Annotated in this window: 9 protein-coding genes and 1 tRNA gene; 5 read left to right on the top strand and 5 right to left on the bottom strand. The window is 60.8% G+C overall.

Translation table 11 applies throughout. The features are described from left to right. Both K1X12_RS10905 and hlyD read right to left on the bottom strand, forming a co-directional pair. On the bottom strand, positions 1–1,728 hold the full coding sequence (locus K1X12_RS10905) for an ATP-binding cassette domain-containing protein (RefSeq protein ID WP_220987620.1): 1,728 nt from the start codon (positions 1,726–1,728) through the stop codon (positions 1–3). Positions 1,729–1,754: 26 nt separating this feature from the next. Then, positions 1,755–2,762 carry a secretion protein HlyD gene (hlyD, locus tag K1X12_RS10900; RefSeq protein ID WP_220987619.1) on the bottom strand — a complete coding sequence of 336 codons (1,008 nt, stop codon included), beginning with the start codon at positions 2,760–2,762 and terminating at the stop codon, positions 1,755–1,757. A gap of 338 nt (positions 2,763–3,100) precedes the next feature. Here hlyD and K1X12_RS10895 point away from each other — a divergent pair, with 338 nt between their 5' ends. Further along, a complete protein-coding gene (locus K1X12_RS10895; protein ID WP_220987618.1) occupies positions 3,101–3,892 on the top strand; it encodes a Fic family protein in 792 nt (263 codons plus the stop codon). Positions 3,893–4,122: 230 nt separating this feature from the next. Here the strand turns inward: K1X12_RS10895 and K1X12_RS10890 are convergent. Continuing rightward, positions 4,123–4,199, bottom strand: a tRNA-Asp gene (locus K1X12_RS10890). A gap of 210 nt (positions 4,200–4,409) precedes the next feature. Here K1X12_RS10890 and K1X12_RS10885 point away from each other — a divergent pair. Then, positions 4,410–7,283, top strand: coding sequence for an AsmA family protein (locus K1X12_RS10885; protein WP_220987617.1), 2,874 nt, complete (start codon positions 4,410–4,412; stop codon positions 7,281–7,283). A 56-nt stretch (positions 7,284–7,339) separates the two neighbouring features. On the opposite strand, the gene K1X12_RS10880 is transcribed toward K1X12_RS10885, so the two are convergent. Together K1X12_RS10880 and K1X12_RS10875 are read right to left on the bottom strand one after the other, a co-directional pair. After that, the gene (locus tag K1X12_RS10880) at positions 7,340–9,715 is read right to left on the bottom strand and encodes a putative bifunctional diguanylate cyclase/phosphodiesterase (protein WP_220987616.1); all 2,376 of its coding nucleotides are present in this window, start codon (positions 9,713–9,715) and stop codon (positions 7,340–7,342) included. Between the two features lie 278 nt (positions 9,716–9,993). Beyond that, positions 9,994–10,692, bottom strand: a complete 699-nt coding sequence (locus K1X12_RS10875; protein WP_220987615.1) for a DUF6134 family protein — start codon at positions 10,690–10,692, stop codon at positions 9,994–9,996. A 147-nt stretch (positions 10,693–10,839) separates the two neighbouring features. Here K1X12_RS10875 and K1X12_RS10870 point away from each other — a divergent pair, with 147 nt between their 5' ends. The 3 genes from K1X12_RS10870 to metC are packed head-to-tail and all read left to right on the top strand — an operon-like array spanning position 10,840 to position 13,861. Then, entirely contained in the window at positions 10,840–11,847 is a 1,008-nt protein-coding gene (locus K1X12_RS10870; protein ID WP_220987614.1) for a cysteine synthase A, read from the top strand. After that, positions 11,847–12,695: a sulfurtransferase gene (locus tag K1X12_RS10865; protein ID WP_220987613.1), complete on the top strand. Its 849-nt coding sequence runs from the start codon at positions 11,847–11,849 to the stop codon at positions 12,693–12,695. The genes K1X12_RS10870 and K1X12_RS10865 overlap by 1 nt, the downstream gene beginning before the upstream one ends. Beyond that, the gene (metC, locus tag K1X12_RS10860) at positions 12,692–13,861 is read left to right on the top strand and encodes a cystathionine beta-lyase (RefSeq protein WP_220987612.1); all 1,170 of its coding nucleotides are present in this window, start codon (positions 12,692–12,694) and stop codon (positions 13,859–13,861) included. Before K1X12_RS10865 ends, metC begins: the two co-directional genes overlap by 4 nt. The last annotated feature ends 3 nt before the right edge of the window (positions 13,862–13,864 follow it).

The following is a 13,864-nucleotide window of genomic DNA, read 5'->3' as shown; positions in this document are numbered from 1 at the left end:
TCAGGCGGCCTCTTGTTTTTCAGATCGCGCAACGAGCTCGATGAATGCTTCTTCCATGGTCACACTCGAGCCGTTTGGATGGGCACAGCTCGCCTTCAACGCCTCGGGGGTGCCCTCTGCGATTGTCCTGCCGCGATAGATCAGGTTGATCCGGTCGCAATACTCGGCCTCTTCCATGAAGTGGGTGGTGACGAGCACGGCAACATTCTTCGCCGTCAACGCATTGATGTGCGACCAGAACTCTCTCCGCGTGATCGGATCAACACCCGACGTCGGCTCATCAAGGAAAAGGACCTCCGGCTCATGCAAGAGTGCAGCGGCGAGCGCGAGACGTTGCTTGAATCCGAGCGGCAGGCGCGCAGCAGCGGTGTTGCGATGACCCGTCAGATCAAAGGCCTGCAGCATCGCTTCGATCCGCTCGCGCGCCCGCGCGCGGCCAAGACCGTAGACACCAGCGAAGAAAGAGAGATTCTGTGCCACGGAAATATCTCCGTAGAGCGAGAATTTCTGCGCCATATAGCCCAGCCGCCCGCGTGCATCGGCCGCGGCCGTTCGCAAGTCGAATCCGGCAACACGGCCCTCGCCTTCGCTCGGCTCAGTCAGGCCGCACAGCATCTTGAAGGTTGTCGACTTGCCCGCCCCGTTGGGGCCAAGCAGCCCGAGGATTTCGCCACGCTTCTGAGTGAACGTGATATCGGAGGCTGCCGTGAAGGTCCCGTAGCGCTTGGTGAGGCCGCGCGCTTCGATAACCGCGTCACCCTTATCCGGATGCGCAATCATTGCTTCGGCCAGCGGCGACCGCCCGTCCGGACCGCCGCCCAACCGGTCGACAAACGCGTCCTCGAAGCGGGGCGTGGCAGGAACGCTCTCTGCATTCACCAGGGTCCTGACGTGATCAAGATCGGCCCCTTCGCGGATCAGAAAGCGTATGGCGTCGCCGTGCAGGATTGCATCGGCCACAGATGCATCGCGAAGCAGCGGTGCGATGGCAGCACGGCGGGTCTCTTGCGGAACACGCGCCAGGAAGACGCGGCCGGCCATTGTCGCTGTCAGGTCACCGGGAGGACCTGCATGGAGGAGCCTGCCCCCGCTAAGCAGAAGAACATCATCGCATTTTTCCGCTTCGTCCAGATAGGCGGTTGCCCAGACCACCGCCATGCTATCGTCGACGAGCTCGCCTACCATCGACCACAGTTCCCTGCGCGAGATCGGGTCAACGCCCACCGATGGCTCATCGAGGAGCAGCAGGCGCGGCCTCGTCAGCAAGGCGCAGGCAAGACCGAGTTTCTGCTTCATGCCGCCAGACAGGGCTCCGGCCAGACGTTCGGTGAACCGCGCAAGGTCCGTGAACTTCAACAGGTGACGGAAGGCGTCCTCCCGCTCATCACCTGAAAGTCCTTTAAGATCAGCAAACAGTTCAAGATTTTCCTGGACGCTCAGATCTTCGTAGAGGCCGAAGCGTTGGGGCATATAGCCGAGCATCTCGTGCAAGGTGCGCTGCGCCGTGTGCGCGCGTGCGCCCCCTATGAGCACCTCGCCTTCGCTAGGCCGGCTGAGGCCCGTCAGCAACCGGATGAGCGTTGTCTTACCTGCGCCGTCCGGGCCGACCAGCCCGGTAATCTTGCCAGTCGCTATGGTACCGGAGATATTATCAAGTGCTGCCGGACCATTCGCAGTAAACCGCTTCGTGACCTTGTTGATCTGAACGAAGGGTGGCGGGCCAGACATGAGAGCTCCATAGCTCATCTGCGCGGTCAATCTGCCACCGCCGGGCGGCGCAGCTTGACGGTTACGGGCATGCCTTGCCGGAGGCCGCTGTCGGGTGCGTCGACAATGATCCGAACCTGATACACAAGATCAGTACGCAGATCAGGGGTCTGGACCGTCCGGGGAGTGAATTCGGCAACAGGAGAGACAAAGCCGACTTGCCCCTCATAGGGCCTGCCAGGTGCGCTGTCGGTGAACACTTCAGCTGCCTTGCCAGGTACGACGAAGCCAAGGTCGGACTCATCGACATAAGCGCGCACCCAGACCGGGCTGGTCAAAGCCAAAGTAGCAACCGGCACGCCTGCGGCGACGATAGAACCGGGTTCCCGCACGCGCGCCAGCAGAACCCCGTCTGAAGGTGCGACAAGACTTGCGTCGCCAAGCCTCATCCGCGCTTGAGCAACCGCCGCCTCAGCCGCTTCAACACCCGCCGCGCTCCCCGTAATCTCTTCGGATCGCGGTCCGAGCTGCACAAGGGTGAGGTCCTTCTTGCCTGCGACAAGGCGCTTCTGGGCTGCATCCAACGCGGCGAGCGCCGTGTCATAGGCTTGCTGGGACACATACCCGCTGTCGCGTAATTTCGACTGCCGGTCGAACGTCTGTTGCGCCAGCAGGACATTCGCTTCCAGTTCTTCCACCCGGGCCCGGGCCCGCTCAATTTCCTGGGACCGGCTCCCGGCCTCGAGTCGCGCAAGCTCTGCCCGTCGCACCGACGCTTCGGCCTCAGCCTGAACGAGTCCGTCACGCAGAGGCGCGATGTCCAGGACTGCGATCACCTCGCCAGCCGAGACCGCGTCCCCTTCCTCGAAGTTCATGGTCTCGAGGCGACCGGAGACCCGGAAAGCAAGCTCTACCTGCCGAATATCGACATTGCCATACAGCACCAGTGCGCTGTCGGCTCTGGAATCCGCCGGGTCCAAACGCGGCCACACGACGAAACGGCCCAAGCTGAGGGCAGCAACCAGAACGGCGGCGACGATGGCAATGCGCTTCATTGACAATCTTTCGGGGGCGCGCGGCAGGCCCCAACCCAAATTTAACAAACTACTCCATTTTTCGTACGCTTGTACTAATTAATATTCAAGGCTCTTCTTTGCTACCACAATCGCGAGCGCTCGCGCTGAACGATCCTGTACCTCATACCCACGCAATGGTGTCGCTTCGCGAGAATGAATCTTGAAGGCGCCTTATCTCGGCAGAGACGTTTTTGTCGTTATAGAAACGCCGTTGGATTCTTACACCGAAGCCCGACCACCGATCCTGAAAGCGTCAGTCTAGCATGTCTGATCGGCCGCCGCTGAGATGCATATCACACTAGAACGCTTTAAACTGATTGATATCGAGTGAACCACTGCAGACACTTAACCTCCTGGGACTTGCATCCCTCCCGGCCGCTTTCAGGCGCGCACCAATCGTCTCGCTACTTGCGCAGCGAAGTGCTCATATCGTCTCTGACCGAACGCATGAGCCGCTACCCTCCGCGCCAAAGGTTCTCTATGAGGCGCCGCCTTCAAGCTCCGTTCCCGGCCATATGTCGGCGTTCATCGCCTGGTTCAACAAGACCGCGCCAACCGGCGAGGCACCGCTGCTTCCGATCGAGCGGGCCGGACTTGCACATCTCTGGTTCGAGTGCATCCATCCGTATGAAGACGGCAATGGCCGCATCGGACGCGCCATCTCGGAAAAAGCGCTCGCGCAAGGAAGGCAGCGGCCCGTCTTCATGTCGCTGGCCGGCGCCCTGCTGCGCCACCGCAAGGACTATTACCGCGAACTGGAGCTCGCCAGTGCAACCGTGAACGCCGACCGCTGGCTGAGCTGGTTTGCGGATATCGCGCTTGAGGCGCAGGACCGAAGCCTGAGGCAGGTCGAATTCATGCTGGCCAAGACCCACCTCTTCGACCGGCTTGCAGGGCAGCTGAACCCGCGGCAGGAGAAAGCCTTGCTGCGCATGTTCGCCGAAGGCATAGACGGCTTCAAGGGCGGCCTCAGCGCGAAGAACTACAAGACGATCACAGGCGCCCCGACCGCAACCGCGACGCGCGACCTTACAGACATGGTCGCCAAAGGCGCGCTCGTTCGGCAGGGGGAACTCAAATCCACCCGGTACTTCCTGAAGCTGGACTGAAAAGGCTCTGACGACAGACCTCAGAACCCGAGACCAGAAAAACCGAGAGCAAGCGAACCTTTAATAACGAATGCCCGTTGTTAAAGGCTTGCGCTGGGCACCCTGGTCACCGCTGCGCGTCCGGAGAGGCCCCGCATACTGGAGGATCTTAAAACCGTAAGAGCGGGATAGTCCGGGGCATTTGACAGGCAGTCGATTAACGCTATACTACCTTGTATTCATTCAATTTATGGCGCGAGTGACGGGGCTCGAACCCGCGACCTCCGGCGTGACAGGCCGGCACTCTAACCGACTGAGCTACACCCGCGCATTTTTCTGGCGCCCCTTCAGGAGCGAAGCGCCTCTCTAATCAAGCATGGCGGGCCGGTCAAGCACACTTCTTCACGCAATTCACAGGCCTTTGCGTTGCCCCGTTTTGCCAGGGTTTCCCATCCTTTTGTGATCGCTCTGCCATTCACACGACACATTCTGAACCCATCTGATACTAAACTGCCCTGAAAAGCCGGGAATCGACACTATGAACATGAAACGCGCTGGCCTCATTGCCGGGGGTGTCGTCGCCCTTCTCATCGTCGGGCTGATTGTTGTCCCCTTCCTCATTCCCAAAGAAGTGTATCGGACACAGATCGAGCGCGCGGCCACACAGGCGCTGCAGCGCCAGATTACGCTTACCGGAAATGTGAACGTCGGCATTTTCCCGACAATCTCCGCCAGTGTGGACGGCGTCACCGTGGCCAACCCGGAAGGCGAAGGCTTTGACGGACCGAACATGGTTGAGGCTGGCCAGTTGCGCGGCTCAGTGAAGCTGCTGCCGTTGATCTCTGGCCGAGTGGAAGTGAAGGAACTGGCCTTCGTTGACGCCAATGTTTCGCTTCAGAAGCTGGCAGACGGGCGCACAAACTGGGTCTTTGCATCCGCCGAGCCCGCCCAGCCTGCGCCTACCCGCCCGGCGGGCGAGCAAAAAGGCTTCAATGGCGGGGTCGAACAGGCCCGCCTGGAAAACGCGACGCTCACCTTCCGTGACGCAGAAGCCGGCACCTATTACGAGCTGCGGGAGCTGGACCTTCTGGCATCGATGGCGTCAACGTCTGACCCGTTCCGCCTGAAAGCCAAAGGCATTTTCCAGGCCCAGCCCTTCGAGATCAATTCGAGCTTCGACACGATCGACGCGCTCCTCAAGGAGCAGCCGGCAACGATCAAGACCGATCTGGAAACGCCATTCGTCAAAGTTCACTATGCCGGCTCGATCCAGCTCGGCGCCGTTCCTGTTATTGAGGGCGAGTTCCGTGCCTCTTCCGATGCCCTGCCCACTCTGGCAGCCCTGACCGGCGCCGAAGTCCCGTTCGACCTTTCCAAGCTGGGAAAGCTCAACCTTGAGGGCACAGTCAAAGGACCGGCTGACCTCCTGCTGGTAGACATCGAAAAGCTGACCCAGACTTCAGATCTCATGAAAACCAGCTTCGCTGGTCAGCTCAATCTCAGCGCTGAGCCAACGATCAACGGCAACCTCAGCCTGGACGCCCCCAGCCTCGCGGCGCTCGCGCGGTTTGCCGCCGTCGACATGCCGCTGAACCTGACACCCCTTGGCGGGGCCGACATCAAGGGCAAGATCAGCGGCGCGCTGACTCAGCCCGACCTCAGCTTCGAAAAGCTCGGCGTGAAAGCTGATCTTGTAACTGCCAACTATGCCGGCACGATTCAGCTGGGCGAAATGCCCTCACTGAAGGGCACAGTCGAGTTGCGCTCACCCGACGCGGGCGAACTGGCGCGCCAGCTTGAACTGGAGCTGCCGGCGCAATCAGCATTGGGTAAGATCAACCTCACATCCGCGATTACCGGCCCGGTGGATGCGCTCGTGCTTTCCGGTCTCGACTTCAATCAGCAAAGCAGCCTGCTCACTTCCTCGTTCAACGGCGATGTCGGTCTGGGCGGCGATGGCAGCATCAAAGGCGCCCTTTCGGCCGGAAGCGACAAACTGCGCGAGCTTCTTGCGGCGGCCAATGTTGAAATGGAGCCGGGCGCAACGCTGCAGACCTTCAGCGCGAAAGGGCAAGCCAGCGGCACCTTCTCCAACATCTCCCTGTCAAATCTCGACCTCAAGCTCGACGACATCACGGCAAAGGGTACAGCAGGCATCAATCTCTCCGGCGATCGTCCGCGCCTGACGGGTAATCTGGACATGGGCGCGCTGGACCTCTCACCGTTCCTCGCACCAACGGATCAGACGGCGAAGAAACAACAGCCAATGGAAGCTTGGAGCAAGGACAAGCTCGACCTGGCAGGCCTGCAAGCCGCCGACGCTGATCTCAATATCAAGACGACCAAGCTGACCCTTGGCAGCGTTGTGCTGACGGATGCTGCGCTGAATGCGAAGTTGAACTCCGGCAAGCTCACGGCAGATCTCTCGAAGTTCAAAGCCTTCGGCGGCGACTGGACGGGCCAGATGCTGGTGGACGCATCCAACCAAGTGCCTTCGGTTGGTTTCTCGATGGAAGGCGATAGCGTTGCCATCTCCAGTCTCCTGGGCACGCTGGCCGGCTTTGACCGGCTGACCGGTACGGGCGGCTTCAAGGTCGACGCCACAGCGAAGGGAACGTCCATCGACGAAATCATGCGCGGCCTGAATGGTGAGCTGTCGACCAACCTCAATGATGGCGCCCTCAAGGGCCTCAACGTCACCCAACTGGTGCGCAGCGCCCAGTCCCTCCAGACGGCTTTCCAAACCGGCAGCCTGAACAATCTCGATTTCCGCGGCGTGCTGTCGCCTGCAGCTGAAACCGAATTCACCACCTTCAACACAGTGCTCAGCGTACAGAATGGCGTGGCAACAGTCGATATTCTCAAACTTCTCAATCCGGTGCTGGGGATCGATGGCAGCGGCAAGATCGACATTGGCGGACAATCGCTAGACGTTCGTCTTGCGACGGCAATCGACAAGTCTGGCCAGGGCCAGGGCGCTGTCGTTCAGCTCAATGGCATTCCCGTTCCCGTCCGCCTTTCCGGTGGCTGGGACTCGCTCAAGGTGACACCAGACTTCTCCGGCGTGCAATCCGCCCTGCAAGCTGAGCTGAAAGGCAGGCTGCAACAGGAACTCAATGACCGCGCGGGCGATGTGGCCGGCTCGGTGATCGGCAACATCCTCGGAACGCCAACTGGAACCCAGACTGGCACACAGACGGGCACGCAGACTCAGCAACCCGCGACAGGAACCGGCACGGGGACATCGACGGACACCGAGACGACAACACCCGAGACGCAAAAGCCTGCTCCGACCACTGAGGAGCAGATCGAAGATGCCGCAGAGAAAGCTGCCCGAGACGCAATCGGAAACCTGTTCGGCCGAAAACAGACGACGAAGCCCGCCGAAGATCCGAAAACCACGGATGAATGAGCCCACCGGGGCAACGCCCCGGCATGAGTTCAACATCGACTCCCAAGACGAGAAGCTTAGACGGCCCGGCTGCGGGCCGGCGTCTCCACGATGTGAAGATGCGGAACAGTCACCGGCTTGCGCAACTGGATCAGGTGGCTGAGCTGGTCCAGCGGCTGCGCACGGCTGATGAAGAAGCCCTGCAGCTCCTCACAGCCCGCCTTGCGCAGGTAATCCGCTTGATAGGTCGTTTCAACGCCTTCAGCCGTACACTGCATTCCAAGAGACCTGGCGAGATTCACAGTCGCCAGCGTGATTGCCTGGCTGTCGGCACGGGACTCGATATCCGACACAAACATGCGGTCGATCTTGATCCGGTCGAACGGGAATGACCGCAGATAGTTCAGTGACGAATAGCCCGTTCCGAAGTCATCCAAGGCAATGCGCACGCCGAGAGCCTTCAACTGGTGAAGACGGCGGATTGTGAACTCCGTATTGCTCATCAGCGCCGTTTCGGTGATTTCAAGCTCAAGCCGGTTGGGGGCGATCTTGTTGGCGGCGATGGCGCTTACAATGGTGGACACCAGCGAAGCCGAGTGCACCTGCAGCGGCGAAATGTTCACGCAGATGCGGATGTGCTCCGGCAAGCGCGTCGCCTCTGCCAGCGCCGCACGAATAACCCATTCCCCCATTCGGGTGATCAGCCCGTTTTCCTCAGCGTGTTCGATGAACTCACCGGGAAAGACCAGGCCGCGGTCTGGATGCTGCCACCGCAAAAGCGTTTCGCAGGCAACCGTTTCCTGCGTCGCGGCGCTGACGATCGGTTGAAAATGGATGCGCAGCTCGTTCTGCTCGATCGCGCGCTGCAAATCCCGCTGGATATCAAGACGGGCCTGCGCACGCTGCTCCAGCTCCACTTCGAACATGCACCATTTCGCCTTGCCCAGATGCTTTGCCTGGTACAGCGCAAGGTCGGCATGCCGAAACATCGTGCGGCTGTCCAGAGTTGCGGTATCGAACAAGCGCACACCGATAGAAGCAGACGAGTTCGCGGTAGAGCCCCAAATGTCGTAGAGTTCCGCCATTTCGGCCGCGAACTGATCAAGGAACAATTCAAGCTCGCCCAGCCCGCTCCGTTCCACAATCATTGCAAATTCGTCACCGCCCAGGCGGGCCACAAAATCATTCGGCCCGGACAGGGATTGAATGCGCACGGCGACCTGGCGAAGCAGCTCATCGCCCGCAGGATGGCCCAGCGTATCGTTGACCCATTTGAAGCTATCCAGGTCCATCATCAGCAGTGCACGGACGGAATGATCGGCAGGTGCGCGGCGCAGGAGCTTATCGAGTTTGTCCTGCATGGTAACGCGATTGGGCAGGCCGGTCAGGCCATCGAAGTGCGCCATATGCGCGACCCGGTCTTCAATTTCCTTGGACTGAGTTACATCCGTTGCGACCCCGCGGAAGCCCAGAAACTGGCCGTCTTCGATGACTGGTTTTCCCGTAATCGACCACCAGCAGACCTCCTCACCGCCCTTGAGGGGCACAATCAGGTCGCGGAATGGCATGCCACTGTTCATTGCGGCTTCGAGTTGATCACGCCACTCGCCAGGCCGGAATGTCTCTGCGAACATCGCGCCGCGCCGAAGGGCCTCGACAGTTGTCCAGGCTGGTTCATTTGCCTCGCCGACGAGCGGAACTTCCTGAAGGCGCCCAGCCGCATCGGTCTGCCACAAGGCGTCGGATGTGCTTTCCTCAAAGTCTCGCAGCAACAGGCCAATCAGCTGGGACTGTTCCTGAATGGCAGCGCGCCCAAGGAACTGGTCGACAAACTGACGGTTGGTCCAGGCGACAGCAACCAACAGGACGATCAGGTAATAAACCATCAAGATGGAAAGAATGACGTTCGTGGTCCCCGACTGCATGAGCAGCGCCGTTGCGAGACCGAGCCCCAGAGGGACAATGTAGTAGACTGCCGCCAGCGGAATGCGCGAGAGCAGGAAGCCGCCCGAAAACATCATCCCCGCGGTGATGATCCCCATGACCATCTGCCCCTGAACGTCAGCCGCTCCCATAACTACGATGGGCGCCAAGCCCCAGAGTATTCCGTTGGAGATGGCGACACGGATATAATCGCGGATGGCACGGCGGTTATTGCGGCGCTCGGGATCAATCTGCTGGAAGCGCTGGTGTTTGATCCCGGCGCCAACATTGATGATCAGCCCGCAAACAGCCCACGCATAGAGAAAGTATGTCGGACCATAATTCAGGAAAATGCCGAGGATGGCGATGATGTTGAGAACATTGGAAAGCAGGATCACTCCGGTGATCCGGCTCATCGAATTCATCTGCTGCGCGCGTAGGCCTTTGACGTGCTTTTCAGGCACATCAACCCCCTGCAGCAGGGCACCCAACGACCATAGCGTTGCCGAGCCATCCTGGCGTTCTGGCATGCGCCCATCTCCCACACGTTAAAAGCGTCCCGAATTTCTACTGAACATTGTTATCGCAAACGAGTTTATCCCATCCGACCTAGATCGATGAAATTTCATCTATCTGCCCATGCAATGGTGGAATTCATGGCCTTGCGGACAAATCCGGCCTGACGGAATGCTGCAGACTGCCAGAAAATTCGCCTCGCGAGCGCTGCCAGGCACGAAAATGGCACCTAAAGGTGGCAAACTTGCCGCCAGCGGATTCGGGGCATCGGGACCAGCGCGAAGTGTAGCGCTTAATACAGCGAGGCGAGGACGTACTCGATCTGCTGTCCGCGCGCCTCGAAGGCGAGCTTCACCCAGCGGCCCCGTTTGTCATACCAAATGTCGGCCGTTAGATCGGAAACGACGCGATAGCGTTCAGCCTCAATCGACTGGCCAGCCGCTTCGATCGTTTCGCGGCCCAGTTTGGTGACGCTGACATCCAGAATCTCACCATTTTCTGTGGAGAGCCATTCATCGGTACGGATCTGGGCGATGTTCCAGTTGCTGCCGGGAATTGCATCAGCAGGTGCGCTCCCGTCAAAGCCACTGCCCTGGACTTTGAGGCGGCCGTTTTCGAGGGTCGCGGCCATCGATTCCTTCTTGCCGTCGTCATTGACCTCGCCAGAGACGGCGATGAGCTGGCCATCGCGCCAGGTTTCTCGGGCGGTAAGATTGTATCGGAAGACCGTGAGTGGGCCGAGGCCGGCCTTCAGGCTGACATTTGTCTTTGCAATCAAGGCGTTGCCGGGGCCGACTTCAAAACTTACGGAGTGGGTGCCGAAGGGGTTGCCCTTGCGCAGGACATCAAAGCGGATCTCGTCGCCGGCTTTGGGTTGCCAGGCATTGCTGATGCCCTGCGGAGGCAGAACCGGGGCATTGTCGGCCTGCGCTGTACCAAACAGTGTAAAAACGAGGACGATTGAGGACATTCCGAGACGCTTAAGGGTCATGTTAGTTGAACCTTCTGGCTGTTCGACCATCTCTACGGCCGGCCAGGCCAACCGGATCATTTCCACCGCCTGACAGATTGAACCGGGCAGCGTGGGGTCGTAGCCTGCCGCCCATCAAAACAACTCTGAGACAAGCGACTTGTTCCCATGACCATTCACCGGTCCGTCATCGACCTCATAGGCAATACCCCCCTTCTCCGCCTCAACCGGGCTTCGGAGGAGACCGGATGTGAAATCCTGGGCAAGTGCGAATTCCTCAATCCGGGGCAATCGGTAAAAGACCGGCCCGCACTGGGCATCATCCGCGAGGCGGAAGCCTCCGGCGCGCTGAAGCCGGGCGGGACGATCGTGGAAGGCACAGCGGGCAATACCGGCATCGGCCTGGCCCTCGTCGGCAAGGCACTTGGCTACCGCGTGGTGATCGTGATGCCGCGCACCCAGAGCCAGGAGAAGAAGGACGCGATCCGCCTGCTCGGCGCCGAGCTGATCGAAGTGGACGCGGTACCCTACGCCAACCCCAACAATTATGTGCGCTATTCCGGGCGGCTGGCCGAAGAGCTGGCAGCGAGCGAGGCCAATGGCGCGATCTGGGCAAACCAGTTCGACAACCAGGCAAACCGCCGGGCCCATTACGACACGACTGCGCGGGAAATCTGGGAGCAGACCGGCGGCAAGCTGGACGGGTTCATCTGCGCCGTCGGTTCGGGCGGCACGCTGGGCGGGATTTCGCTGGGCCTGAAGGAGCGCAACAGCAAGATCACCATCGGCCTGGCTGACCCCGGCGGCGCATCGCTGTTTTCGTATTACACGACGGGCGAACTGAAAGCCGAAGGCACCTCCATCACCGAAGGCATCGGACAGGGACGGATCACCGCCAACCTTGAAGGCATCGACGTGGACAAGGCCTACCGCATCAATGATGACGAAGCGCTGGGCTACCTGTTCGACCTTGTGGAGCAGGAAGGCCTTTGCCTTGGCGGCTCCAGCGGCGTGAACATCGCGGGCGCCGTGCGCCTCGCCAAGGAACTGGGGCCGGGGCACACCATCGTCACCATCCTTTGCGACTATGGAAACCGCTACCAGACCAAACTTTACAATCCGGAATTCCTGCGCTCGAAAGGCCTGCCTGTTCCGCCATGGATGGAGACCAAGTGATGAGCGACGCCGAAGATCCCCTCGTCAGCGCAGAATGGCTGCGGGAGAATATCACCGCGCCGGATGTGCGCGTGGTGGACGCGACCTGGTTTGTGCCCTGGATCAAGTCCGAGATCACGGCGCGCGAAGCGTGGAAGCGCGAACATATTCCGCGGTCTGTCTATTTCGACATTGATGACATTGCCGACACCGGCTCCCCTTATCCCCACATGATGCCGGACGCGGTGAAGTTTTCCGCCCGCGTACGCAAGCTGGGCATTGGCGATGGAAACCGCATGATCATCTATGACCGCAACAAGTTCGCTGCCAGTGCGCGCGCCTGGTGGATGCTGCGCGTGATGGGCCATAAGGATGTGAAAGTTCTCGATGGCGGCCTGCAGGCATGGATCGAAGCGGGCGGCGAAGTAGAAGACCTGCCGACACCGCCGAGCGAGCGCCACTTTACCCCGCGCGTGCGCAGCGACCTGCTGATGGATGCGCGCAGCCTTGAGCAGCTGGTGGGCACAGGCAAGACGCAGATCGTAGATGCCCGACCCGAAGACCGATATTTCGGGCGCGCGCCGGAACCGCGCGAGGGCCTGCCGACCGGGCATATTCCCGGCAGCGTAAATGTGCCGGGATCACAGCTTTACGACACTGGCGGAAAGATGAAGTCCGCAGAGGAGCTGAAGGCAATCCTGCCGGGCCGGGCGCAACCGACGGTGACGACCTGTGGATCGGGCGTGATGGCGTGCGTCGCGGCGCTGGCCTATGCGCGCCTTGGCAATTGGGATGTCGCCGTTTTTGACGGCTCGTGGACCGAATGGGCCTCAGATCCTGCCCGCCCGATTGTGCGGGGTGAGGTATGAGCGCGAAGGACGGCGCAGAGCCTGAAACCCGCCTTATCCATACGCGCAAGGACCGGCTGGGCCGGGTGACCGTGAACCCGCCGGTGGAGCGCGCCTCCACCGTTCTGTTCCGCACCGAAGAAGCGCTGTACGGCCCCAAGCCGACCTATGGCCGGATGGGCCTGACGGTTCACCGCGAACTTGAAGAAGGCTTCCGCGTGCTGGAAGGCGCCCGCTTTGCGCGCCTTGCCGGAAACGGCCTGCAGGCCTGCGCGCTGGCCATCGCGAGCGTTGTGGAAGCGGGCGACCATCTTCTGTTCACGGATAGCCTGTATGGCCCGACGGCGCGCTTCTGCGAGGAGCGCCTGAAGAAGATGGGCGTGGCCGCCGACCGGTTTGACCCGCGCATCGGCGCGGGGATCGAAGCCCTGTTCCGCGACAACACCGCGGCGATTGTCCTGGAATCCCCCGGCTCCCTCACCTTCGAAATTTCCGACCTGCCCGCAATTGCCGAAGTGGCCCACAAGCGCGGCATCCGCATCGTCTGCGACAACACATGGGGCGCCGGGCTGCACTACAAGCCGCTGGCGCTGGGCGCGGACATCACTGTGCAGGCGCTGACCAAATATGTGGTGGGCCACGCCGACGCCTTTGCCGGCGCCGCGGCCACAAATGATGGCGGGCTGGCAGTAAAACTTGCTGCGACCTCAGAAGATTGGGGCATTACGCTGGCGCCGGACGACGCCTATCTGGCGGTGCGCGGCCTGCGTACGCTAAAGACCCGCCTGAAAGCGCACGAAGCCGCGGGACTGGAAATCGCCCGCTGGCTGGAGACGCGACCGGAGGTGGCTGGCGTGATCCATCCGGCCCTGCCCTCCCACCCCGATCATGCGATCTGGAAGCGCGACTTCACCGGCTCCAACGGCCTGTTTTCCTTCGTGCTGAAGCCTTATTCGCAAGAGGCCCAGATTCGCTTCTTCGACGCGCTGACGCTGTTTGGCATGGGCTTTTCCTGGGGCGGCTTCGAAAGCCTGATTATTCCCTGCGACGAGCAGCTGACGCGCCTGCCGGGCGACTGGACGGCCGCCAAGGATGGCCAGCTGATGCGCGTGCATGTGGGCCTGGAAGCGCCGGGCGACCTGAAGGCAGACCTGGAGGCAGGCTTCGCGGCTTTGTCCGCAGGCTGACCG

Source organism: Hyphomonas sediminis, assembly GCF_019679475.1.
GTDB classification, from domain to species: domain Bacteria; phylum Pseudomonadota; class Alphaproteobacteria; order Caulobacterales; family Hyphomonadaceae; genus Hyphomonas; species Hyphomonas sediminis.
The sequence above is the reverse complement of the archived record's forward strand: the minus strand, read 5'-3'. Positions and strand labels throughout refer to the sequence as shown.